General features: G+C 71.0%; 17 protein-coding genes. 10 read left to right on the top strand and 7 right to left on the bottom strand.

The features are described 5' to 3' along the window. Positions 1–150 precede the first annotated feature (150 nt). The 5 genes from ACGFIQ_RS14615 to ACGFIQ_RS14595 form a co-directional block, all read right to left on the bottom strand. Positions 151–927 carry a polysaccharide deacetylase family protein gene (locus ACGFIQ_RS14615; protein WP_393243693.1) on the bottom strand — a complete coding sequence of 259 codons (777 nt, stop codon included), beginning with the start codon at positions 925–927 and terminating at the stop codon, positions 151–153. Between the two features lie 75 nt (positions 928–1002). Next, a complete protein-coding gene (locus ACGFIQ_RS14610) occupies positions 1003–1947 on the bottom strand; it encodes a MerR family transcriptional regulator (RefSeq protein ID WP_393244025.1) in 945 nt (314 codons plus the stop codon). Next, a complete protein-coding gene (idi, locus tag ACGFIQ_RS14605; protein WP_393243691.1) occupies positions 1937–2557 on the bottom strand; it encodes an isopentenyl-diphosphate Delta-isomerase in 621 nt (206 codons plus the stop codon). Before idi ends, ACGFIQ_RS14610 begins: the two co-directional genes overlap by 11 nt. Beyond that, positions 2554–4035: a phytoene desaturase family protein gene (gene crtI, locus ACGFIQ_RS14600; RefSeq protein WP_393243689.1), complete on the bottom strand. Its 1482-nt coding sequence runs from the start codon at positions 4033–4035 to the stop codon at positions 2554–2556. The genes idi and crtI overlap by 4 nt, the downstream gene beginning before the upstream one ends. Positions 4036–4063: 28 nt before the next feature. Next, positions 4064–5206: a polyprenyl synthetase family protein gene (locus tag ACGFIQ_RS14595; protein ID WP_393243687.1), complete on the bottom strand. Its 1143-nt coding sequence runs from the start codon at positions 5204–5206 to the stop codon at positions 4064–4066. Positions 5207–5271: 65 nt separating this feature from the next. Here ACGFIQ_RS14595 and ACGFIQ_RS14590 point away from each other — a divergent pair, with 65 nt between their 5' ends. Continuing rightward, complete coding sequence (locus tag ACGFIQ_RS14590) at positions 5272–6195, top strand: phytoene/squalene synthase family protein (protein WP_393243685.1); 924 nt, start codon at positions 5272–5274, stop codon at positions 6193–6195. Beyond that, positions 6192–7505, top strand: a complete 1314-nt coding sequence (locus ACGFIQ_RS14585; protein WP_393243683.1) for a cryptochrome/photolyase family protein — start codon at positions 6192–6194, stop codon at positions 7503–7505. Before ACGFIQ_RS14590 ends, ACGFIQ_RS14585 begins: the two co-directional genes overlap by 4 nt. On the opposite strand, the gene ACGFIQ_RS14580 is transcribed toward ACGFIQ_RS14585, so the two are convergent. Next, entirely contained in the window at positions 7506–8570 is a 1065-nt protein-coding gene (locus ACGFIQ_RS14580; protein ID WP_393243681.1) for a serine hydrolase domain-containing protein, read from the bottom strand. A gap of 92 nt (positions 8571–8662) precedes the next feature. Between ACGFIQ_RS14580 and ACGFIQ_RS14575 the strand changes: the two genes are divergently transcribed. The 8 genes from ACGFIQ_RS14575 to ACGFIQ_RS14540 all read left to right on the top strand — a co-directional run bounded on the left by ACGFIQ_RS14575 (position 8663) and on the right by ACGFIQ_RS14540 (position 23860). Beyond that, a complete protein-coding gene (locus ACGFIQ_RS14575; protein WP_393243679.1) occupies positions 8663–10138 on the top strand; it encodes a dihydrolipoyl dehydrogenase family protein in 1476 nt (491 codons plus the stop codon). A gap of 176 nt (positions 10139–10314) precedes the next feature. Next, positions 10315–11319: a LacI family DNA-binding transcriptional regulator gene (locus tag ACGFIQ_RS14570; RefSeq protein WP_393243678.1), complete on the top strand. Its 1005-nt coding sequence runs from the start codon at positions 10315–10317 to the stop codon at positions 11317–11319. A 384-nt stretch (positions 11320–11703) separates the two neighbouring features. Beyond that, a complete protein-coding gene (locus ACGFIQ_RS14565; protein WP_393243676.1) occupies positions 11704–13083 on the top strand; it encodes an ABC transporter substrate-binding protein in 1380 nt (459 codons plus the stop codon). Between the two features lie 87 nt (positions 13084–13170). Beyond that, positions 13171–14127, top strand: a complete 957-nt coding sequence (locus tag ACGFIQ_RS14560) for a carbohydrate ABC transporter permease (RefSeq protein ID WP_393243674.1) — start codon at positions 13171–13173, stop codon at positions 14125–14127. Positions 14128–14138: 11 nt separating this feature from the next. After that, a complete protein-coding gene (locus tag ACGFIQ_RS14555; RefSeq protein ID WP_357555798.1) occupies positions 14139–15026 on the top strand; it encodes a carbohydrate ABC transporter permease in 888 nt (295 codons plus the stop codon). A gap of 141 nt (positions 15027–15167) precedes the next feature. Next, positions 15168–16757: a glycoside hydrolase family 13 protein gene (locus ACGFIQ_RS14550; protein ID WP_393243672.1), complete on the top strand. Its 1590-nt coding sequence runs from the start codon at positions 15168–15170 to the stop codon at positions 16755–16757. Positions 16758–17060: 303 nt separating this feature from the next. Next, complete coding sequence (locus ACGFIQ_RS14545) at positions 17061–19976, top strand: discoidin domain-containing protein (RefSeq protein WP_393243670.1); 2916 nt, start codon at positions 17061–17063, stop codon at positions 19974–19976. 191 nt (positions 19977–20167) lie between these two features. Continuing rightward, positions 20168–23860, top strand: coding sequence for a discoidin domain-containing protein (locus ACGFIQ_RS14540; protein WP_393243668.1), 3693 nt, complete (start codon positions 20168–20170; stop codon positions 23858–23860). A 1-nt stretch (position 23861) separates the two neighbouring features. Here ACGFIQ_RS14540 and ACGFIQ_RS14535 read toward each other — a convergent pair whose 3' ends face one another. Continuing rightward, on the bottom strand, positions 23862–24662 hold the full coding sequence (locus ACGFIQ_RS14535; protein WP_393243666.1) for a crotonase/enoyl-CoA hydratase family protein: 801 nt from the start codon (positions 24660–24662) through the stop codon (positions 23862–23864). Positions 24663–24771: the final 109 nt, after the last annotated feature.

The raw sequence follows: 24771 nt of genomic DNA, 5'->3' as shown, positions 1-24771 counted from the left end.
TGATGCCAGGTCGGTGAACAAAATCGGTATCGGGGTGCCCGGAGATCAGGGCGTAACCGCAGGTCAAAGGGTGTTTCAAAGGTGCTGGCCGGCCTGCGCCGGCCCGGAGACGACACCGCCGGAACTCCGGCTCGGCTCGACCGACACGTCCTAGTTGAGTCGGGCGATGCCGAAGCGTTTCTTCAGATCGGCGATCACCTGAGGGCAGGCGGCGAGCGTCGCGGCCCGATTGCCGCCCCCGTCGTGCAGCAGCACGATGGCACCGGGGCCGGCGGCGGCGTGGATTCGCTTGCCGATCGTGGCGGCGCTCGGCTTGTCCCAGTCCTGTGGGTCGACCGACCAGTGCAGGGGGCGCATCCCGAGGTCCTTCGCCACCCCCAGCACCTCCGACGTCCACCGGCCGCCCGGTTGCCGGTAGTAGGACACCTTCGCCCCGGGAGCCGCCGCCTGGATGGCCCTGTTGGTGCGGTCCAGGTCGGCCCTGATCTCGGCGACCGGTCGCCGCGCCAGGTCGAGGTCGTGCCGCCAACTGTGGTTGCAGAGCTGGTGGCCCTCGCGGACGATCCGACGGACCAACTCCGGGTGACGCTGCACCTCGCGACCGACGACACAGAAGGTGGCCGTCACCTTGGCGGCCCGCAGCTGGTCGAGCACCTTGGGCGTCCAGGCCGGGTTCGGCCCGTCGTCGAAGGTCAACACCACCGGGCGCGCGCCGGTGGTGCGACGCAGGCCGGCGGGGAGCTTGGCCGGCAGTGGTCGCAGCGGAGGCTTGGGCGGCTTGGCGACGGTGGGGTGCGGCGGGGTGGGCGGGGCCGATCGCACCGGCTGCGATGCGCTGGAGCGGGTGATGGTGCGGTCCGGCTGGGCACAGCCGGACAAGACCAGCGCCATGGCGAGGACAAACGCCAGGGCGGCGCGGGCTTGCATCTGCTGGCTCCCGGAGGGGTCGGGGTAGGCGGAGCCTCCGACGGTAGTTCACGCCGCAAACGGGCGACAGTGCGGTCAGTCACGCCTCGACTGGTCCAGCGAGTCACGGACCGCGACGGCGAGCGAGACGGCCTCGGCCAGGTCGATCGGCCGCACCACCCCGGCGGGCAGCGCGTCGGCTCGCCAGCCCGGCCCGGCGGCGAGCACCAGCAACGGGCGACGGGGTGCCGCGAGGAGCGCGCTGAGCTGAGCCGGGTCGGCGGTGGCCCGGGTGTGCGACCAGAGCACCACGGCGGCCGGTCCGGTCCGGTTGACCGCCTCGAGGAGGGCGGCGACCGGCACTCGGGCGCCGAGCGTCCGGTAGCTGACCCCGGCCTCCGCGAGCGCGGCGGCCAACGCCTCCAGCGGCAGGGTGTGCTGCTCCTCGTCGGCGCAGGAGAGCAGGATGCGGGCCGGCCCGGTGGGAACCTTGGCCCGACTGGCCGCCGCGAGGGCCTCCGAGACGCAGCGGGACACCAGATGTTCCACCTCGATCAGGCCGGCGGTGGCGGCGTGGCGTTCGCCGATGCCGGTGAGGACCGGGCGCAGCAGGCCTTCCCAGGTGGCGACGACTCCGTCGGCGGCCAGGGCGTGCGCGATCGTCTCGCTGATCGCCGCCGCGTCCAGCCGCATGGCGGCCCGGGCCAACCCGCGGGCTGCCGGCCCGGCACGGCCCACCGGGATGGTTCCACCGCCGCCCCGGCCGGGTCGGTGGATCCGAGCGGGGGTGACGGTGTCGGTGGGCGTCGGATCGGGTGCCTGGCGAGCCCAGCGGGCGGCCTCGGCGGGGCTCACCCCCTCGGCGGTGAGGCGGCGCATGATCTCGAGGCGGGCCAGATCCTTGGGCGTGTACCGGCGGTGGTGGCCGGGGATGTGCTCGCTCGGCCCGAGCCCGTAGCGCTGGTGCCAGGTGCGCAGGGTCGTCACCGCGACCCCCAGCCGGCGTGCGACAGCCCCCGCACTCAGCGCCTCATCGACCACCCGACCGCTCCGCCGTGTCATCCGCCGACGATCCGGACGGGGTCACGGCCGGATCGGATGCGCCCGACGTGGCGCCCGAGGGGTGCAGTAGCCGGTTCACCACCCCGCCCAGCCAGGGGGCGTACGACCGGGGGTCGAGGTCCAGCTCGGCTTCGAGTGCGGTGGGGTCGGCCCAGCGCAACTCGGCGACCTCGTCCGGGTCCGGTAGGAGCGGGGCCGCGGGCAGGAAATCACCCCGCAGTACGTGGTCGTACTCGAATTCGACCCGGCCGGTGGCCGGGTCCTCGGCGTAGTAGACGTAGACGCCGACCTCGGTCAGCTCGACCGGACCCGCGCCCAACTCCTCGCGCAGCCGCCGGTTGGCCGCCTCGGCGAGGGACTCGCCGGGCCGAGGGTGGCCGCAGCAGGAGTTGGCCCAGCGCAGCGGGAACCGGGTCTTGACGGCGGCCCGGCGTTGGAGCAGCACCTGGCCGTCCGGGTCGACGAGCAGCACCGAGAAGGCCCGGTGCAGGTGCCCCGGGGGTTGGTGTGCGGCGGCGACGGTCATCTCGCCGTGGGCTTTGCCGGCGTCGTCGACCAACTCGACAAGGTGCTCCTCGCGGCTGCTCATCGACCTTCCCCACTGATTCGACCGGCGGCGAGCTTGCCGGAGATGAGCACCATCGGCACACCCACCCCGGGTTGGGTGCCGGAGCCGACGAAGACCACGTTCGGCAGGTCGCGGTGCAGGTTCGACGGGCGGAACGGGCCGGTCTGGAAGAGGGTGTGTGCGGCGGCGAAGGGGGTGCCCGCGGCCATCCCCTGCTCCTCCCACTCGGCCGGGGTGATCGCCCGGAGCACCTCGACCCCGGCACCGAAGCCGACGTAGCCGCGCTCCTCCAGCGTGCCGATCAGCTGGTCGCTGTAGCGCTGGGTCAGGTCACCGCGCCACTCGAACGGCGCCCGGTGCAGGTTGGGCACCGGGGCGAGCACGTAGTAGGTGTGCCGGTCGGGTGGGGCCACCGAGGGGTCGGTCCGGCTCGGGTTGGTCACCAGCAGTGACGGGTCGGTCATCAGCTCGCCCCGCCGGATGACCTCATCGAAGGTGCCCTTCCACGCGCGTCCGAAATGGATGTTGTGATGGGCGATCTTCGCATAGGCCTGTCGGGACCCGACGTGCAGAACGACGCACGACGGGGAGTAGGTGAGCCGACGCCGTGGCGCGGTGGGGAGCAGGTCCCGGTAGGCGACCGGTAGGTCGGGGTTGAGCACCACGACATCCGCCCGCACCAGTTCGCCGTCGGCGGTGAGCACACCTGTGGCACGGCCGTTCGCCGTCTCCACCCGGGTCACCGTCGTGTCGTACCGGATCTGCACGCCGTGCTTCTCGGCGGCGCCCGCCATGGCCCTGGAGACCGCGTGGATGCCGCCGCGCGGGAAGTAGACCCCGGCCACCGAGTCGAGGTACGCGATGACCGCGTAGATGGCGAGGGCGTCGTGCGGCGCGAGGCCGGCGTACATGGCCTGGAAGGAGAAGATCCGCTGGGTACGCGGGTCCCGGAAGAATTGGTTGATCTTCGTCTGGAGGCGTCGGAAGGCTCCGCCGCTGAGCAGCTTGAGGAGGTTGCCGGTGATCAGGTCGGTCGGCGCGTCGAGGTTACGCTCGATGAAGTCGGCCCGCTCCAGCCGCCACAGCTCACGCGCGTAGTCGACGAAGCGCAGGTAACCGTCGGCCTCGCGCGGCCCGCAGACCCGGGAGATCTCGGCCGCCATCCGCGTGGTGTCGGTGAGCACGTCCAGCGTCGAACCGTCCGGGTAGTAGGCCCGGTAGGCCGGGTCGAGGGGGGTCAGGTCGAGCCAGTCGTGCAGCTCCTCACCGACCGCGCCGAGCGCCTCGGCGATCAGGTCGGGCATGGTGAGCACGGTCGGGCCGGTGTCGAACTCGTAGCCGTCCGCGGCGAGCCGGCCGGCTCGCCCGCCGGGTACCGGCTCGCGTTCCAGCACGGTGACCTGTCGCCCGGTGCCGGCCAGGTGCAGCGCGCAGGCGAGCCCGCCCAGGCCGGCCCCGACGACCACCACCCGGTCCGTCCGTCCTGTCACCGTCCGCACGTGACCACCTCCTCGAGAGAATCGCGCATCAGGCCCGCCGGTTGGTCGCGGCGGTGGCCAGCCCGGTCAGTGCGGTTCGCGCCGTACGGTCCAGGGGTGCGGAGTCGAGCGCGGCAAGCGCGTCGCTCACCCGCTCGGCGATCATCCGCTCCACCCGGGCCACCGCCCCGGTCTCGGCCACCAGCTCGGCGAACCGGTCGACAGGTGTGTCACCGGGGCGCTCCAACGCCTGGAGTTGCGCCGGCGTGGCCAACTGCCGGGCCAGCATGAACAGCGTGGTCGGCTTGCCGGTGCGAAGGTCGTCACCGGCCGGCTTGCCGGTGGCGGCCGGATCGCCGTACACGCCGAGCAGGTCGTCGCGGAGCTGGAAGGCCTCGCCGACGGCCAGGCCATAGCGGGTGTACGCGGAGATCAGCGGGTCGTCGGCGGGCACCCCGGCCAGGCAGGCGCCGAAGAGCAGTGGTCGTTGGACGGTGTAGCTGGCGGTCTTGTAGTGGGCCACCCGCAGCGCCCGGTCGACCGACCAGTTGGCCGGGTCGTTCTCGCCGAGCACGTCCAGATACTGCCCGGCGACCGTCTCCACCCGCATCTGGTCGTAGCAGCGGCGAACCTCGAACAGGCGGGCCGGTGGCACCGTGGCGTGCGCCAGCAACCGGTCGGCCCAGACCATGCAGAGGTCGCCGATGAGGACGGCGACGGCCTCGCCGAACCGCCTGGGATCACCGCGGTGGCCGGCGGCGATGTGCTGCTCGGCGAGCGCGACGTGTGCGGTGGGCCGGCCGCGACGGGTGGTGGAGGCGTCCATCACGTCGTCGTGCACCAGGGCGAAGGTGTGCAGCAACTCCAGCGCGGCCAGCGCCGGCAGCACGGGCGACAGTGCCTCGGCGCCGCCGATCGCCCCGCGCCAGCCCCAGTAGGCGAACGTCGGCCGGATCCGCTTGCCGCCGACCAGGACGGCCTCCCGCGCGGAGGCGGCGAAGCTGCCCATCGACGCGTCGATCTCGGCGAGGGACTCGACCTCGGCGGCGAGGAAGGTGGTCAGGGTCTCGTCGACCGCCGCGACCAGCTCATGGGTGTACGCGGCCAGAACGGCACCGACCGGGTCGTCCCGGTCGACCGGGACTGCCGCCGCCACACGAGTCGCACTGCCCGCAACCGCGTCGTTGGCCATGCGGCTGAGCGTACCCTAGGCTGCGAGTTGCGTCGATTGGTGCGTCGATAAATGAGGAGGGGCCGGTGGACACAGATCTCACCGCTGCCTACGACAGGTGTCGTGAGCTGCACAAACGTCACGGCCGCACCTACTATCTCGCCACCCGACTGCTGCCCGCGTGGAAACGGCGACATGTGCACGCCCTCTACGGGTTCACCCGGTACGCGGACGAGATCGTCGACCGCACCGAGGACCTGCCGCCGGCCGAGCGGGCCGCCCGCCTGGACGACTGGGCCAGCCGGTTCGTGGCTGGTCTGCGCGGTGCGCCCGTCGACGATCCGCTGCTGCCGGCCGTGCTGCACACGATCGCGGTCTTCGATCTCGACCGGGACGATTTCGCGTCGTTTCTGAAGAGCATGGCGATGGATCTGACCGTCACGGCGTACCCGACCTACGACCACCTGCTCGACTACATGGAGGGCTCGGCGGCGGTCATCGGCACGATGATGCTGCCGATCCTGGGCAGCTCCGACCCGGCGGCGGCGCGGGAGCCGGCCCGGCAGCTCGGGTTCGCCTTCCAACTCACCAACTTCATCCGGGACGTCGCGGAGGATCTCGACCGGGGCCGCACCTACCTGCCCGACGAGGACCTGGCCAAGTTCGGGGTCACCCGCGACGAGCTGGTCGAGGCCGGCACCAGGGGCCGCGGCACACCCCGCATCCGCGAGCTGATCGAGTACGAGGTGACCCGCGCGCAGGCGCACTACGCGGCCGCCGCACCGGGCATCACCATGCTGGCGCCGGCCTCGCAGGCCTGCATGCGCACCGCGTACGTCCTCTACGGCGGCATCCTCGACGAGGTCGCCGCGCAGGACTACGACGTCTTCGTCCGGCGTGCCGTGGTGCCGCAACGGCGACGGATGGCTGTGGTCGGACGGGCGCTGCTCACCTCGACCGGTACGCCGGTCACCATCCCCGGGCCGACCGTCGCTCCGGAGACCCGGTGACCGCAGGCACCGCGATCGTGCTCCTCACCCGCGACCTGCGGGTGCACGACCACCCGGCGCTGGCCACCACCTGCGCGGCCTTCGACCGGGTGGTCCCGCTGTACGTGCTCGACCCGGAGCTGGCCGACCGGTCGGCCAACCGCACCCGGTTCCTGCACCAGGCCCTCGCCGACCTGCGCGCCGAGCTGCGCGAGCGGGGCGGCGACCTGGTGGTGCGCCACGGTGACCCGGTGGCCGAGACGATCCGGCTGGCCGGCGAGGTCGGTGCCACGGCCGTCGCCCTCTCCGCCGACGTCAGCCACTACGCCCGCCGGCGGGAGCGGCGACTGCGCGCCGAGTGCGAGCGGCACCGGCTGCACCTGCGCCTGTTTCCCGGGCTGACCGTGGTCGAGCCGGGAGCCCTGCGGCCCGGTGGCGGCGGCGACCACTACCGGGTGTTCAGCCCCTACCACCGGGCCTGGGCGGCCAACCGGTGGCGCGAGGAGTTGGCCGCGCCGGCCCGGATCACGCTGCCGGACGGCGTGCGGGTGGGCCGACTGCCGGCGCTTCCGGCCGGGGACTCGCCGGACGCGGCGGTCGGCGGTGAGCGGGTCGCCCGGCAGCGGCTCACCGACTGGCTGCCGGACCTGGACCGGTACGCCGACCAGCACGACGACATGGCCGGCGACGACACCTCCCGACTCAGCCCGTACCTGCGCTTCGGCTGCGTGTCCCCGCTGGCGGTGGCCAACCGCGCCGGGGACCGGTCCGGGCCGTTCGTCCGGCAGATCTGCTGGCGGGACTTCTACTACCAGGTCACCGCCGCCTTTCCGGAGATCTCGACCGCGGCGTACCGGCGGGGTGCCACCGAGCGGTGGCGCTACGACGACGACGCGTTGGCGGCCTGGGCCGAGGGGCGGACCGGAGTGCCCATCGTCGACGCCGGGATGCGGCAGCTGCGGACGCAGGGCTGGATGCACAACCGGGCCCGGCTGATCACCGCCGGCTACCTGACCAAGTCGCTCGGGCAGGACTGGCGGGGCGGTGTCGGAGTCTTCTCCCGCTGGCTGCTGGACGGGGACGTGGCCAACAACTCCGGCAACTGGCAGTGGGTCGCCGGCACCGGCAACGACACCAGGCCGTACCGGGGGTTCAACCCCGTCCGGCAGGCCGAACGGTACGACCCGGCCGGCGACTACGTACGCCGGTGGGTGCCGGTGTTGGCGACGGTGCGGGGTAAGGCCGTCCACCAACCGTGGAAACTGCCCGAGGCGCCCGACTATCCACCGCCGCTCTCGGTGCCGGGCACCGACCCCGTCTGGCTGCGCTGATCAGAGGCAGGAGTGCAACACCTCGACCAGCTCGTCCACCCGGTCGTGCTCGGCGAGGTGCGCCGTCGCGTACGCGAAGGTGTAACCGCGCTCCGGGTCGGCCCACGCGCTGCTGCCACCGAGGCCGCCCATGCCCCAACTGCCGTCCGGCTCCCACTGCATACCCAGCGTCCAGTGGGCCGGGCGGTCCAGCACCAGGTCCGGCCCGTCGTACTGCACCCGGGTCGCCTCCGCCACCAGCTCCGCGCCGAACAGCCGAACCCCGTCCAGGACACCGCCGGCCAGCAGACCGGTGTAGAGCCGGCCCAGGCCGCGTGCGGTGGCGTGCAGGTTGACCGCCGGCATCTCGGCAGCCCGCCACAGCGGGCTGTTCACCACGGCGAGATCCTGCCCACCGGCCGGGTTGCCCATCGCGCGCGCCCGCAGTGAGCCCGGCTCGCCGAGCGCCCGGGTCGGCCACCCCGGGTCGCCGTAGCGCAGGTCGGCGCAGTGCCGCTGGTCCGCCTCGGTCAGCCCGAACGCCAGGTCGAGCTGCCACCGGTCGGCGATCTCCTCGGCCAGGAACCGGCCCACCGACCGCCCGTCGACGCGACGGACCACCTCGCCCACCAGGTGCCCGTACGTCCAGGCGTGCTCGCCGGCCACCGAGCCGGGCGACCACTCGGGGTCGGCGGCGGCCAGGTCGCCGGCGAGCAGCGCCCAGTCGGCGATGGCGGCGGCGGGTCGGGGCACCGGAAAGGCCGGCAGCCCGGCGGTGTGCGACAACACCTGGCGCACGGTGGCGGGGGTGCGGAACTCCGGCCAGTACCTGTCGACGGGCGCGTCGAGGTCGACCTGCCCCCGGTCGACGAGCATCAGCAGACAGAGCGCGGCCACCGGCTTGCCGACCGAGTAGACGTTGACGAGCGTGTCCGGCCGCCACGGCTCGGCGCCGGTCCGGGTCCCACCGACCAGGTCGACGACCGGCTGACCGTCGTACCAGATGACCAGGCCCGCGCCGGTCTCCCGGCCGGAGGTGAGCAGGTCGTGGAAGCAGTCCCGGACCGGAGCGAAGCGTGCGTGCATCCCGCCACCGTAAGGGGCCGGCACGGGTGAGCGTGTCGACTTTTTCTCCGGCCCCGGTGGTTGCGCTGGTGTCGCTGGGGGATGCTGTTGCGGTGGCAGAGCCGGAGCTGGTGGATGTGGTCGTGGTGGGGCTCGGGGTCGGCGGCGAGGAGGTCGCCGGGCGACTCGCCGAGGCCGGCCTGAGCGTCGTCGGCATCGAGCGGGACCTGGTGGGCGGGGAGTGCCCCTACTGGGGCTGCATCCCGAGCAAGATGATGATCAGGGCCGCCAACGCGCTCGCCGAGGCCCGCCGGGTCGACGGGCTGGCCGGGACGGCGCAGGTCCAACCCGACTGGGCACCCGTGGCCAGGCGGATCCGCGAGGAGGCCACCGACACCTGGGACGACACCGTCGCGGCGGAGCGGTTCACCGGCAAGGGCGGCCGGCTCGTGCGCGGCAGTGGCCGCTTCGACGGCCCGGCCCGGGTCCGGGTCGGTGACCAGGTTTTCCAGGCCCGCCACGGGGTCGTGTTGGGCACCGGCACCCGTCCGTCGGTGCCGCCGATCGACGGCCTGGCCGACACCCCGTACTGGACCAACCACCAGGCGATCGAGGCCGACCAACTGCCGGAGTCACTGCTGGTGCTCGGCGGCGGCGCGATCGGCCTGGAACTCGCCCAGGTCTTCGCCCGCTTCGGAGTGCGGGTCACCGTGGTGGAGGCACTCGACCGGGTGCTGGCCGTCGAGGAGCCGGAGGCGTCCGACGTCGCCGCCGCGGCGCTGCGCGCCGACGGCGTGGAGATCCACACCGGGGTACGCGCCGAACGGGTCGACCACGACGGCACCCGGTTCGTCCTGCGCGGTGGCGGCGGGGCGGAGTTCACCGCCGACCGGCTGCTGGTGGTGACCGGGCGCAGGGCCCACCTGGAAGAGCTGGGGTTGGACACGATCGGCGTGGACGCCAACCAGCGTTACCTGTCGGTCGACGACCGGTTGCACGTCACCGACCGGGTCTGGGCGGTCGGCGACCTGACCGGTGAGGGCGCCTTCACCCACATCGCCATGTACCAGGCGGGGATCGTGATCGCGGACATCCTGGCCCTGGCCCGGCAGACGAAGGCGGGTGCGGACGCCAGCGGCACGTCCAGCGTGGTCGGTGGCGCGATGGGGGCGTCCAGCTCACTGGCCGCGAGCGGGTCGAGCGGGTCGGCCGGCACCGTCCCACGGGCCGACTACCGTGCGCTGCCCCGGGTGACCTTCACCGATCCCGAGGTGGGCGCGGTCGGGCTCACCGAGCAACAGGCCCGCGAACGCGGCATCAACGTGCAGGTCGGCTTCACGAAGCTCGGCAGCTCCACCCGGGGCTGGATCCACCGGGTCGGCGACGACGGCTTCATCAAGCTCGTCGCGGACGCCGACCAGGGCGTGCTGATCGGCGCGACGTCGGTCGGCCCGGCCGGCGGCGAGGTGCTCTCCGCGCTGGTGGTGGCGGTGCACGCGGCGGTGCCGCTGAGTCAGCTCCGCCACATGATCTACGCGTACCCGACCTTCCACCGGGCCATCGAGGCAGCCCTGGGCGACCTGTCCTGACCGTCCGCGCCGCGCCGCTTCTGCGCGCTTGATCCACTCGACTTCATGAAAGTCGCGGTGTCCGGGGCCTCTCGACACCGCGACTTCCTGAAAGCCGAGTCGATCAAGACCGCTATCCGGCAAACGCTGCATTTTGCTGTTCATTTCTTTCACTGCGGTGACGTACGATTGCGGCTGTGACCAAGCGGTTGACTGAAGTTGCCAAGAAGGCAGGCGTCAGCGAGGCCACCGTCAGCCGGGTGCTCAACGGCCGTGACGGGGTCTCCGAGGCGACCCGCACCGCCGTGTTGACCGCACTCGACGTGCTGGGTTACGAGCGGCCGACCAAGCTGCGCGGCGAACGCGCCCGGCTGGTCGGGCTGGTGTTGCCCGAGCTGCAGAACCCGATCTTTCCGGCGCTGGCCGAGGTCGTCACCGGGACCCTCGCCCAGCGTGGCTACACCCCGGCCCTGTGCGCCCGGACCATCGGCGGCGTGTCCGAGATGGACTACGTGGAGATGCTCCTCGACCATCAGGTCTCCGGGGTGATCTTCGCCGGTGGCTCGTACGCGCTCGCCGACGCCCGGCACGACCACTACCGTCGACTGACCGACCGGGGCCTTCCCGTCGTCCTCGTCAACGCGGGCGTCGACGAGTTGGGCTTCCCCCGGGTCTCCACCGATGACGCGGTCGCGGTGGAGCAGGCGTACGGGCACCTGCGCTCGCTCGGCCACGAGCGGATCGGGATGGTGCTCGGCCCGGAGGGGCACGTGCCGTCCCGTCGCAAGTTGGACGCGATGATCCGGGCCGCCGGCTGGGGTGCGGCCGACGCCGAGTGCGTCGAGCGTTCCAGCTTCTCGATGGAGGGTGCGCGGGTCGCCGCGACGAAACTCGTCGAGCGGGGCGTCACCGGCATCATCTGCGCCAGCGACGTCCTGGCGTTGGGCACGATCCGTGCGGCCCGGCGGTTGGGTCGCTCGGTGCCGGCCGACGTGTCGGTGGTGGGCTTCGACGACTCCGCGTTCATGACGTGCACCGACCCGCCGTTGACCACGGTGCGGCAGCCGATCGAGACGATGGGGCAGGCCGCCGTGGATCTGCTGGTCACCCAGATCGAAGGTGCCGGCGTGCTGCACGACGAGTTGCTGTTCGAGCCCGAGTTGGTGGTTCGCGGCTCGACCGCTCCCGCCCCGGGTCGCTGACGACAGCTTCCGCCCCCGGTCGCTGACGACCGCCCCCGCCTGCGGTCGGTTGCGACCGTTTCACCCGACGCCTCGGCCGTCGACCCCTCCTGCGGTCGGCGGCCGTTTTCGTCGTTGCGCACCAGGACCGGCATCGACCTTGCCGAATGACCCACCATAAGGGATCAAAGGACAACAAACAGGGCTACTTTCACGGCTTTGCAAACATCTGCCGTAATCACGTCGTGTCTTTTCGGAACAGGGTCGATACCTTGCCGAAATGAGTCCCCCTCGCTACAGTGACTCCACTCACACCTGGCTCCGACGCAGCTACTGGGCGTCAGGTCGCATCACCGCAGATCAGCGAAGGTCATTGGAGTCACCCGTTCCCGAAGGGATGGACAGATGTCCGTACCGCAATACCGAAAGGCTGCGGCGGTCGCGCTCGTGGCCGGCCTGGGGCTCAGCCTCACGGCGTGCTCCACGAAGAGCGACGACAAGGACACGACCGCCGGCGGCAAGGTCACCATCACTGTCGACTGCCAGCCCGTCGGCGCCCAGAAAGAGCTGTTGAAGAACTGGAACGACGACGTCGCCGAGTTCCAGCGGCAGAACCCGGACATCGTCGTCAAGAGCGTGAGCGTCGGCGAGCAGTGCAACAACCCGCCGGACTTCACCGCCCGCCTCGCCGGCGGCACCGTGACCGACGTGTTCTACGGCTACATGACCGACCTCCAGCAGGTGCTGGACTCGGGCCAGGCGATGGACATCGCCCAGTACGCCAACAAGGACACGATCCCCACCTGGGACAGCGTCGACCCGGCGCTCAAGGAGGTCTTCACCGACGGCGGCAAGCTCTACGCCGTACCGGTGAAGAACTACTCGATGGGCCTGGTCTACAACAAGGTCCTGTTCCAGAAGGCCGGGCTCGACGTCAACAACCCGCCGAAGACCTGGGCCGACGTCCGGGCCGCCGCCAAGAAGATCTCCGCGCTCGGCAACGGCGTCGCGGGCTACTCGGAGTACAGCGCCGGCAACACCGGCGGCTGGCACTTCACCTCCCTGCTCTACTCGCAGGGTGGTCGCGTGCTGACCGAGGACGGCAAGAAGGCCGACTTCAACAACGCCCAGGGCAAGCAGGTCCTGCAGAACATCAAGGACATGCGGTACGGCGACAACAGCATGGGCTCCCGTCAGCTGCTGCAGTGGGGCGACCTGCTGACGAACGCCGGCGCGGGCAAGGTGGGCATGTTCATCGGCGCACCGGACGCCACCCAGGCGATCGTCAGCCAGTTCCAGGGCAAGTTCCAGGACTGGGCGATGAGCCCGCTGCCCGGCCAGGACGGCCCGGCGAAGGGGACGCTCGGTGGCGGCGAGGGCTACTTCTTCAAGAAGGACCTGACCCCCGAGCAGGTCAAGGCCGGCATGAAGTGGATCGCGTACCAGAAGCTGACCCCGGGCAAGGGCCAGTTCGACTACGTCCGGGCCAAGCCGCAGAACTACCCGGTGGGTCTGCCCCAGCCGCTGCTCTTCGCCAACGGCAGTGCGGCGCAGAAGCAGGAGTTGGAGCTGCGCAAGGCGAACGCGAACGTCGACACGGCGAACTTCGCGCTCTTCGAGGCCACCCCGGTGCCGATCAAGGGTGAGCCGCGCAACGCACAGGCGGTCTACGCGGTGCTGGACGCCGCTATGTCCGGTGTGCTGACCAACCCGAACGCGAACATCGACGCGCTGCTCAAGACCGCCGAGGAGAAGGTCAACCAGCTCCTCGCCGCAGAGAGCTGACAGGTCGTGTGGGGGCCGGTACGCCGAACCGGCCCCCACACCATCCGCGCCACGTCGTCGACGTCACCGACTCACCCAGGAGTTGCCTTGGCGATCACCACCGTCCCGGAGACCCCCAGGAAACCGGGCCGCCCGCCGTTGCCGTACTCGGCCGGGCCGCAGCGCACCAGCCTCGGCCGCAAGGTACGGGACAACCTCACCGGGCACGCGTTCCTGATCGGCGCGGTGCTCTGCTTCGTCGTCTTCTCCTGGTACCCGATGGTCCGCGGCATCGTGATGAGCTTCCAGCGGACCCGGCGCGGCGAGACCACCTGGGTGGGTTGGGACAACTACTCCCGCCTCCTCGCCGACCCGAGTTTCTGGCCGGCCTGGCAGAACACGCTCTACTTCACGGCGCTCGCGCTCGTCCTCGGGTACGCGGTGCCGTTCTTCGTGGCGGTCCTGCTCAACGAGTTCCGGCACGCCAGGGGTTACCTGCGGATCCTGGTCTACCTGCCGGTGATGCTGCCGCCAGCCTCGGCGCTGTACCTCTTCAAGTTCTACGCGTACGACCCCAGTGAGGCCGGGCTCTTCAACGCGATCCTGAAGGCGCTGCACCTGCCCACCTCGCAGTGGATGCAGTCGCCGGAGATGACGATGCCGGCCATGGTGATCGCGTCGACCTGGATGAACATGGGCGGCGCGGTGCTCATCTACCTGGCGTCGTTGCAGAGCATCCCCGGCGAGCTGTACGAGGCCGCCGAGCTGGACGGCGCGGGGATCTGGAAGCGCATCCGCCACGTGACGATCCCGCAGACCCGGCTGATCCTCGCGCTCCTGGCGATGATCCAGATCGTCGCCACGATGCAGCTCTTCATCGAGCCGCTGATCCTCGCCAACGGCGCGGGCGCGGAGGACTCCGCGACCACCGTGGCGTACCTGATCTACCAGCACGGGTTCTTCCAGAACGACCTCAACGGTGCCGCCGCACTGGGCGTGATCATGCTCGTGGTGCTGGCCGGCTTCTCCGCCGTGTACCTGCGGCTGAGTGCGAAACAGGACTAGGACGGCGAGGAATGGCACAGGAATCCGGCACCCGGACCCTCATCTCCCAGGCCCAGCTCAGCCGAGGACGCGGCAGGGTCATCTACTGGACGCTGCTGGTGGTCGTCGTGGCGGGGTTCACGCTCGTCTTCCTCGGCCCGCTCTACTGGATGGTGACCGGCGCGCTCAAGTCCGGCCAGGAGATCGCGCAGACCCCACCGACGCTGTTCCCGAAGGATCCCCAGCCGCAGAACTACATCGACGCCTGGAACAACCTGGAACTCGCCAAGCTGCTGTTCAACACGTTCTACTACGCGATCGGCGCGGTGCTGTTCCAACTCGTCCTGGACGCGGCTGCCGCGTACTCGTTGTCCAAGCTCCGGCCGATCTTCGGCAACGTGATCCTCGCGCTGATGCTGGGGACGCTGATGATTCCGGCGATGGTCCTCATCGTCCCGCAGTACGTGACGGTGATCGACCTGCCGATCGTGCACATCAACCTGCTGGACTCGCCGTTCGCGATCTGGCTGCCGCTGGTGGCGAACGCATTCAACATCTTCCTGTTGAAGCGGTTCTTCGACTCGATTCCGGAGGAGTTGATGGCGGCGGCCCTGGTGGACGGGGCCACCCCACTGCGTACGCTCTGGTCGATCATCCTGCCGATGTCCCGGCCGATCCTCGGCGTCGTCGCGATTCTGGCCATGACGGCGGTCTGGAAGGACTTCCTCTGGCCGAAGCTGGTCATGCCGTCGCCGGAGACCCGGACGGTCAGCGTCGGCATCTACTCCTTCGCGGGTGGTACGCCCATGAACGTGGTCATCGCCGCGTCGGTCATCGCCGCGATTCCGACAGTTATCGTCTTCCTGATCTTCCAGCGGAACATCATGTCCGGTCTGACCACGGGCAGCATCAAGGGATAGCCACCAGCGCATCCTTCCGCGCGGCGAACAACGACAGTTCGCCCGAACACATATCCAGGTCCGGCTGACCCGCCGACGTACTGACGCAGAAAGCAGGTGCTCGTGTCCACAGCTGACAGAAGTCCGTGGTGGCGTGGAGCCGTGATCTACCAGGTGTATCCCCGGAGCTTCGCCGACGGTAACGGCGACGGCATCGGTGACATCGCCGGCATCCGGTCCCGGCTGAACCACCTGTCCGCGCTCGGCGTCGACGCGATCTGGTTCAGCCCCTGGTACCCCTCGCCGATGGCCGACGCCGGCTACGACGTGTCCGACTACCGCGACATCGACCCGGTCTTCGGCAGCCTCGCCGAGGCGGAGGCGCTGATCGCCGAGGCACACGAGCTGGGCATCCGGACCATCGTCGACGTGGTGCCGAACCACTGCTCCGACGCGCACCCCTGGTTCCAGGCGGCGCTCGCCGGCGGGCCCGGCGCCCCGGAGCGGGACCTGTTCTGGTTCCGGCCCGGCCGGGGCCCGAACGGCGACCAGCGGCCCACCGACTGGATCGGCGAGTTCGGCGGCGAGACCTGGACCCGCACCACCAACCCGGACGGCACCCCCGGCGACTGGTACCTGCACCTGTTCGCCCCGCAGCAGCCGGACTTCAACTGGGACCACCCCCGGGTACGGGCGGAGTTCGAGGACATCCTGCGGTTCTGGTTCGACCGGGGCGTGGACGGCATCCGGATCGACTCGGCCGGGCTGCTGGTCAAGGACGGGACGCTGCCCGAGGTGCACCCGGACCAGCCACACCCGTTCCACGACCTCGACGGGGTGCACGAGATCTACCGGGGTTGGCGTCGGGTCGCCGACGAGTACGCCGATCGGGCCCTGATCGGTGAGGTGTGGCTGCCGGACCGGCAGCGGTTCGCCAACTACCTGCGCCCGGACGAGCTGCACGCCGCGTTCAACTTCGACTTCCTCGGCTGCGCGTGGGACGCCTCGGCGCTGCGCGAGAGCATCGACGGGACGCTGAGCGCGCACGCGCCGGTCGGCGCGCCGGCCACCTGGGTGCTCTCCAACCACGACGTCACCCGGCACGTCACCCGCTACGGGCGGGCCGACACCCGGTTCAGCTTCGCGGCCAAGCGCGAGGGGACCCCCACCGACCTGGAGTTGGGCACCCGCCGGGCCCGCGCCGCCGCGCTGCTCTCACTGTCGCTGCCCGGCGCCGCCTACGTCTACCAGGGCGAGGAGTTGGGCCTCTACGAGGTCGAGGACATTCCGTACGCGTTGCGCCAGGACCCGATGTGGGAACGGTCCGGCCGCGTCGACCCGGGCCGGGACGGCTGCCGCGTACCCCTGCCGTGGGCTGGTGACGAGCCACCGTTCGAGTTCAGTCCCGCCGGGGCCACGACGCCGTGGCTGCCCCAGCCGGCCGACTGGAAGGACCGGACCGCCAGCGCGCAGACCGGCGACTCGGCCTCGATGTTGGAGTTGTACCGGGCGGCGATCCAGGCCCGGCGGGCCGACCCGGCGCTCGGTGACGGCGAGCTGACCTGGCTGCCCGCCCCGGACGGGGTACTCGCGTTCAGCCGTGGCGGTGGCTTCACCTGCCTGGTCAACCTCTCCGACACGGCGGTGCCGATGCCGGCCGAGGGGGAGTTGCTGCTGGCCAGCGGGCCGCTCGACGACGGGTTGCTGCCGTCGGACACCGCGGTCTGGCTGCGTACCACCGATCCGACCTGACTCTGCTCGCAGTGGTGGGGGGGGGGGGGGCCCCCCCCCCCCCCCCCCCCCCCCCCCCCCCACCCCCCCCCCCCCCCGGGCCCCGCCCCCGGGCCGGCCCGCGCGGGGGGGGGGGGGGGCGCCCCCCCCCGGGGGGGGGGCGCCCACCCCCCCCCCCCCCCTGCCCGGGCGGGGGGGGGGGGGGGGGGCCCGCCCCGCCCCCCCCCACCACCTCACCCACGGAAAGGAGGACCGGGGGGAACGCGTCACACCGCACCGACACGGGGGGATCTGGCCTGCCTGACGAAAGGGAGAGCGCAGCTCATGGCCAACCACACCACCGGCACCCCGCACCACCTTCGACACCCGACCCGGGCAGGGTTGGCCGCCATCGCCGCCACCCTGCTCGCCGCCACCTCGTTGACAGCCCTCGCGATCACCGGCACGGCGACCCCGGCCTCGGCGGCCGGGTTGTCCCCCTTCGACATTTCCGGCCGGGGCGCCACCGTCCCGTTCGTCGAGCAGGAGGCGGAGGAGGCCGCCCACAACGGCTCGAAGATCGGCCCGGACCGCCGCTACGGCACGTTGCCGTCCGAGGCGTCCGGCCGGGAGGCGGTCACCCTCGACGCCGTCGGCGAGTACGTCGAGTTCACCCTCACCGCACCGGCCAACGCGGTCACCTTCCGCTACAGCCTGCCGGACAGCCCGTCCGGGACCGGCCGGGACGCCGCCATCGACCTGCGGGCCAACGGGTCGCTGCTGAAGTCGGTCCCGGTGACCTCACGGTACGGCTGGTACTACGGCGGATACCCGTTCAACAACAACCCGGGTGACACCAACCCGCACCACTTCTACGACGAGACCCGGGCGATGTTCGGCAGCACCCAGCCGGCCGGCACGAAGATCCGGTTCCAGGTCTCCTCCACCGCCCAGTCGCCCACGTTCACCATCGACCTGGCCGACTTCGAGCTGGTCGCACCGGCGATCACCAAGCCGTCCGGTGTGCTCGACGTGGTCACCGACTTCGGCGCCGACCCGAGCGGCGCGACCGACTCCACAGCCAGGTTCCAGGCGGCGGTCGACGCCGGCAAGGCCCAGGGCCGGGCCGTCTGGATCCCGACCGGCACCTTCACCCTCTGGGACCACGTGGTGGTCGACGGGGTGACCCTGCGCGGCGCCGGCCCCTGGTATTCGGTGCTCGGCGGCCGGCACCCCACCGACCGGAACCGCTCGGTCGGCATCTACGGCAAGTACGTCCCCGGTGGCGGCTACACCGGCCCGGTCCGCGCGCACGAGGCGAACGGGCCGAGCCGCAACGTCACGCTGCGGGACTTCGCCATCATCGGCGACATCCGCGAACGGGTGGACGACGACCAGGTCAACGCCCTGGGCGGGGCGATGACCAACTCGGTGGTCGACAACCTGTGGCTGGAGAACACCAAGGTCGGGGCGTGGATGGACGGCCCGATGGACAACTTCACCATCCGCAACAGCCGGATCCTGGACCAGACCGCGGACGGGGTGAACTTCCACACCGGCGTCACCAACTCGACGGTGACCAACACGTTCGTCCGCAACACCGGCGACGACGCCCTGGCGATGTGGGCGCAGAGCGTGCCGAACGTCAACAACTCCTTCACGCACAACACCATCGGCGTGACCCTGCTGGCGAACCACCTGGTCAGCTACGGCGGTCGGGACATCACGATCTCCGACAACGTGACTGCCGACTCGCTGTCCAACGGCGGCGGCATCCACGTGGCCAACCGCTATCCGGGTGTGCAGGGCGACACCGCGGTCCGGGGCACCTGGACGATCGCCCGGAACACGCTGATCCGCAACGGCAACTCGGACTACAACTGGAACTTCGGCGTCGGGGCGATCTGGTTCTCCGCCCTCAACGAGTCGTTCCAGCAGGCCACCATCAACATCACCGACACCGACATCCTGGACAGCTCGTACGCGGCGCTGCACTGGATCGAGGGCCAGACCAGCGGCATCAACCTCACGAACGTGCGGATCGACGGCGCCGGCACGTACGCGCTCCAGGTGCAGGCACCCAGCCAGGTGTCCTTCACCAACGTGCGGGCCACCAACATCGCGCAGAGCAACCCGATGCACAACTGCGTGGGCGGTGGCTTCCAGATCACCCAGGGTTCCGGCAACTCCGGCTGGTACACGTCGACCCCGTACTGCGGGCCGTGGCCGGACCCGCAGTGGGGCGGCGGGCCCACCACGCCACCGCCGACCAGTCCGGCACCCACCACGCCGGCACCGACCACCCCGGCACCGACCACGCCGCCGCCCACCAGCGGGGGGAACCTGGCGCTGAACCGGCCGGCGACCGCGACGAGCACCAACCAGAGCTACACGGCGGCCAACGTGGTGGACGGCAACGCGGCCAGCTACTGGGAGAGCGCCAACAACGCCTTCCCCCAGTCCGTCACCGTCGACCTGGGTTCGGCCCGGTCGGTCGACCGGGTGGTGCTCAAGCTGCCCAGCGGTTGGGAGCAACGCACCGAGACCCTGTCGGTGCTCGGCTCCACCGACGGATCCTCGTACGCCACCCTGGCGTCGTCCGCCGGTCGGGTGTTCGCCCCCGGCTCGGGCAACGCCGTGTCGATCGGCCTGCCCTCCGGTGACCGCCGCTACCTCCGGGTGACAGTCACCGGCAACACCGGCTGGCCGGCGGCCCAACTGTCCGAGGTCGAGGTGTACGGCGGCACCCAGACCACGCCGCCGCCCACCACGCCGCCGCCGACCACGGCGCCGCCCACCACGCCGCCGCCCACCACGGCGCCACCGACCACGCCGCCGCCCAGCGGCAACCTGGCCGCCGGGCGGTCGATCACCGAGACCAGCCACTCCGACGTGTACGCCGCCCCCAACGCGGTGGACGGCAACGCGAACACCTACTGGGAGAGCGCCAACAACGCCTTCCCGCAGTCGCTGACCGTGGACCTGGGCGCCAACCGGACGGTGTCCCGGGTCGTCCTGAAACTCCCACCGTCGTCGGCCTGGCAGACGCGTACGCAGACGCTGGCGGTGCTCGGCTCCACGAACGGCTCGTCCTTCAGCACGCTGAAGGCGTCCGCCGGCCACACCTTCAACCCGGCCAGCGGCAACACCGTCACCGTGACCTTCACGGCGACCAGCCAGCGGTACCTGCGGCTGACACTCACCGGCAACACCGGCTGGCCAGCCGGTCAGCTCAGCGAGTTCGAGGTCTACTCCAGCTAGCCCGGGGTGCCCCCGTCCGATCCGGGCGGGGGCCACCCGATCCGGCGCTCCGGGGCGACGCAGCCCCGGCCCGCCGACCCGTCCCCCCACCCGCACCGTCCCCCACCTGTCGCGGAACGACGGGCGTACCCCTGCACCCGTCGCCGGGCAACGCACCCGCACCCCACCCCCGAAAGAGGTGTAGCGACCCCATGTCCAGTTACGGCACCAGACGAGGCACGCCGCCGAGCGGCGCGCCCAATCCCGTCCCCCGCACCCGTGGCCGGCGGCTCCTCGCCGGCGCGCTCGCCGGGATGCTCCTCGCCACCGCCCCGGTCGTCACCCCCGCGGCGACCGCGGCTCCGGCGGCCGACCCGTCCGCCGCCGCCGCGCGCGTGGCGATGCTCGCCGGGCTCTCGGCGACCATGACCGCCAGCAGCTACAACCAGAACTACGTGGCGAGCAACGCCAACGACGGCAACGCGTCGACCTACTGGGAGAGCGCCAACAACGCGTTCCCGCAGTGGATCCAGGCGGACCTGGGCGCCACGGTCAGCGTCGACCGGGTGGTGCTCAAGCTGCCGCCCTCGGCGGACTGGCAGACCCGCACCCAGACGCTGTCGGTGCTGGGCTCCACCAACGGCTCGTCCTTCAGCACCCTGAAGGCGTCCGCCGGCTACACCTTCAACCCGAGCAGCGGCAACACCGCGACCGTCAGCTTCACCGCCGCCAGCACCCGCTACGTCCGGGTGCAGGTCACCGGCAACACCGGCTGGCCGGCCGCGCAGCTCTCCGAGGTCGAGGTGTACGGCGCCAGCGGCGGCACCGACACCCAGGCGCCGAGCGTCCCGGGCAACCTGGCGTACACCCAGCCGGCCAGCGGGCAGATCCGGCTCACCTGGTCGGCGTCCTCCGACAACGTCGGGGTGACCGGCTACGACGTCTACGCCAACGGTGGGCTGCGCGGCAGCGTCGGTGGCTCGACGCTCACCTACACCGACAGCCAGTCGGACAGCGCCACCGTCTCGTACCACGTGCGGGCCAGGGACGCGGCCGGCAACCAGTCGGCGAACAGCAACACGGTGACCCGGACCGGCACCGGCAACCCGCCGACCGGGAGCAACCTGGCAGTCGGCAAGCCGATCACCGCCTCCGGTTTCGTGCACACGTTCGTGGCCACCAACGCCAACGACAACAGCGTGGCCACCTACTGGGAGGGCAACGGCAACCCGAGCACGCTGACCGTGCAGCTCGGTGCGAACGCCAGCCTCAGCCAGGTCGTCGTGAAGCTCAACCCGGACTCGGCCTGGGGTGCGCGTACGCAGAACATCACGGTGCTCGGGCGGGACCAGGGCTCGTCGAGCTTCACCACCCTGGTCGGCGCGACGAACTACACCTTCAACCCGGGCAGCGGCAACACGGTGACCATCCCGGTCTCCGGCGCGGCGGCCGACGTCCGGCTATCGATCGCCTCGAACACCGGCGCACCGGCCGGGCAGGTGGCCGAGTTCCAGGTCTTCGGCACCCCGGCGCCGAACCCGGACCTGACCGTGACCGGCATGTCGTACAGCCCGTCGGCACCGGTGGAGACCAGCACCATCACGGTCTCCGCGACAGTCCGCAACGCGGGTTCGACGGCGTCCGGCGCGACGAACGTCAACTTCTACCTGGGCTCCACCCGGGTCGGCACCGCGTCGGTCGGCGGCCTCGCGGCCGGCGCCTCGACCACGGTCAGCGCCAGCATCGGCACCCGCGACGCGGGCAGCTACCCGCTCAGCGCGAAGGTGGACGAGTCGAACACCGTCGTCGAGTCCGACGACACCAACAACAGCTACACCAACCCCAGCCCGCTGGTGGTCGGCGCGATCGCCAGCTCCGACCTGGTCGCCGCCGCGGTCGACTGGTCACCGGGCAACCCGCCGCCGGGCAGCACCGTCACCTTCTCCGTGTCGATCCGCAACGCCGGCAACCAGGCGTCCGCGTCCGGCTCGCACGGCATCACGCTGACCGTGCTCAACGAAGCCGGCACCGTGGTCCGTACGCTCACCGGCTCGTACTCCGGGGTGATCAACGCCGGTGCGACGGTCGGCCCGGTCAACCTGGGCACCTGGACCGCCGCGAACGGCAAGTACACAGTCCGGGTGGTGCTCGCCGTGGACGGCAACGAGCTGCCGGTCAAGCAGACCAACAACACCAGCGACCGCCCGCTCTTCGTGGGGCGCGGCGCCAACCTGGGCTACGACACGTACGAGGCCGAGGACGGCACGACCGGCGGCGGTGCGGGGCAGGTCGGCCCGAACCGGGAGATCGGCAACCTCGGCGGTGAGGCGTCCGGACGTCGGGCGGTGACCCTGAACAGCACCGGCTCGTACGTCGAGTGGACCACCCGGGCGGCGACGAACACCCTGGTCACCCGCTTCTCCATCCCCGACTCGGCGGGCGGCGGGGGCATCGACTCGACGCTGAACATCTACGTCAACGGCACCCTGCACAAGCCGATCAACCTGACCTCCAAGCACATCTGGCTCTACGGCGCGGAGGCCAGCCCGAGTGACTCGCCAAGCGCCGGCCCGCCTCGGCACCTGTACGACGAGGCGAACGTGATGCTGAACTCGACGATCCCGGCCGGCAGCAAGATCCGGCTCCAGAAGGACCCGGCCAACACCACCACGTACGCGATCGATTTCATCAACCTGGAGCTGGTCGCACCGCGAGCGAACCCGGACCCGTCCCGTTACCGGGTGCCGTCCGGCTTCAGCCACCAGGACGTGCAGAACGCGCTGGACGCGGTCCGGATGGACACCACCGGCAACCTGATCGGCGTCTACCTGCCGGCCGGCACCTACGAGACCGCGCAGAAGCTCCAGGTGTACGGCAAGCCGACAAAGGTGGTCGGCGCGGGCATGTGGTACACCCGCTTCCAGACGCCGACCGGTCAGCAGAACACCGACGCGGGCTTCCGGGTGGAGTCGTCGGCCAGCGGGTCGTCCTTCTCGCACCTGGCCTTCTTCGGCAACTACACCAACCGCATCGACGGGCCGGGCAAGGTCTGGGGTGAACTGAAGGACGTCGACAACATGACGTTGGACAGCGTCTGGGTCGAGCACACCGTCTGCGCGTACTGGGGGGTGAGCGTCAGCGGGCTGACCATCCGCGACAGCCGCTTCCGCAACACCTTCGCCGACGGGGTGAACCTGACCAACGGCAGCACCAACAACCTGATCACCAACACCGAGGGGCGGTCGAACGGCGACGACGCGTTCGCCCTCTTCTCGGCCACCGACCAGGGCGCGTCGACAGGCAACAACGGCAACGTGTTCGAGAACCTCACCGCCACGTTGACCTGGCGGGCGGCCGGGCTGGCGGTCTACGGCGGCTACAACAACATCTTCCGCAACCTCTACATCGCGGACATGTTGACGTACTCCGGGATCACCATCAGCTCGCTGGACTTCGGCTACCCGTTCATCGGGTTCGGAGCCAGCCCACCGACCCAGTTCCAGAACATCTCGCTGATCCGGGCGGGTGGGCATTTCTGGGGCTCCCAGACCTTCCCCGCGATCTGGGTCTTCTCCGCCTCGAAGGAGTTCCGCGGCATCCGGGTGTCCGACGTGGACATCGTCGATCCGACGTACTCGGGAATCATGTTCCAGACCAAGTACAACGGCTCGCAGCCGGAGAACCCGATCACCGACACCGTCTTCACCAACATCTCGATCAGCGGTGCCCGCAAGAGCGGTGACGCGTTCGACGCGAAGTCGGGCTTCGCGGTCTGGGCCAACGAGATGCCGGAACCCGGTCAGGGCCCGGCGGTCGGCTCGGTCACCTTCAACAACCTGCGACTGACGAACAACGCGGTGGACATCCGCAACACCACGTCGACCTTCACCATCAACCGCAACTGAGCTAGTCGGTAGCCGACGCCGCCGGGGGGTGCACTCCTCCCGGCGGCATCGCGCCGTGTCGGCCCTCGCCCGCCACGAACCGGGCCGCGCCGGCGGCGGCGTCCGTGGCGAGCGAAGCCATCCCGTACGCCAGTTCGGTCGCCAACGCCTCCGGCTCGGGTAGCCCGCCGCCCGCCAGGACCGCCGCCCGATCGTTGCGCAGGCAGGTCTGCGGGTGCCGGGCGATCGCCGCCGCCAACTCCTCGGCCGCGGCCCGCGCCTGGCCGGGTGGCACCACCCGATTGACCAACCCCATCGAGTACGCCTCGTCCGCCGTTACCGGCCGGCCGGTGAGGATCAGATCCATCGCCCGGCTCTCGCCGATCAGCCGAGGCAGCCGCACGGTGCCACCGTCGACAAGCGGCACTCCCCAGCGGCGACAGAACACCCCGAGCGTCGCGTCGGACTCGGCGACCCGCAGGTCGCACCAGAGTGCCAACTCAAGGCCACCCGCCACCGCGTACCCGGAGATCGCCGCGATCACCGGTTTGCTGAGCGTCATCCGGGTCGGGCCCATCGGGCCGTCCCCCTCCGGCTCGACCCGGTTGCCGCTCGGCGTGCCGAGGGCCTTGAGGTCGGCGCCGGAGCAGAACGTGCCCCCAGCGCCCCAGAGCACGGCCACCGAAGCGTTCGGATCGGCGTCAAAGGCCCGAAACGCGTCGGCGAGCGCCCGAGCCGTAGGCCCGTCCACAGCGTTCCGCGCCTCCGCCCGATCCAGTACCACTGTGCAAACCGCCCCAACCCGTTCCACCCGCACACCCATCCCGCCAGCATGCCCGCCCCGCCCGCCCACTCCCACCCCACGGTCGGGGTGGGTGGCGCGGCAGGTTTGTTCCCGCCGACCGGTTTGTTACGGAGATCGCCGGGAAGTC

Origin of the sequence: Micromonospora sp. NPDC048898, from assembly GCF_043198035.1 — a bacterium.
Lineage (GTDB): Bacteria > Actinomycetota > Actinomycetes > Mycobacteriales > Micromonosporaceae > Micromonospora.
This window is presented reverse-complemented; position numbering and strand designations above follow the sequence as displayed.

Bases quoted from the DNA above. Each gene is read 5' to 3' on its own strand.
- ACGFIQ_RS14535 (WP_393243666.1), bottom strand. From the start codon at position 24,662: ATGGGTGTGCGGGTGGAACGGGTTGGGGCGGTTTGCACAGTGGTACTG.
- ACGFIQ_RS14555 (WP_357555798.1), top strand. From the start codon at position 14,139: ATGGCACAGGAATCCGGCACCCGGACCCTCATCTCCCAGGCCCAGCTC.
- ACGFIQ_RS14615 (WP_393243693.1), bottom strand. From the start codon at position 927: ATGCAAGCCCGCGCCGCCCTGGCGTTTGTCCTCGCCATGGCGCTGGTC.
- ACGFIQ_RS14540 (WP_393243668.1), top strand. From the start codon at position 20,168: ATGTCCAGTTACGGCACCAGACGAGGCACGCCGCCGAGCGGCGCGCCC.
- ACGFIQ_RS14545 (WP_393243670.1), top strand. From the start codon at position 17,061: ATGGCCAACCACACCACCGGCACCCCGCACCACCTTCGACACCCGACC.
- ACGFIQ_RS14565 (WP_393243676.1), top strand. From the start codon at position 11,704: ATGTCCGTACCGCAATACCGAAAGGCTGCGGCGGTCGCGCTCGTGGCC.
- ACGFIQ_RS14580 (WP_393243681.1), bottom strand. From the start codon at position 8,570: ATGCACGCACGCTTCGCTCCGGTCCGGGACTGCTTCCACGACCTGCTC.
- ACGFIQ_RS14595 (WP_393243687.1), bottom strand. From the start codon at position 5,206: ATGGCCAACGACGCGGTTGCGGGCAGTGCGACTCGTGTGGCGGCGGCA.
- idi (WP_393243691.1), bottom strand. From the start codon at position 2,557: ATGAGCAGCCGCGAGGAGCACCTTGTCGAGTTGGTCGACGACGCCGGC.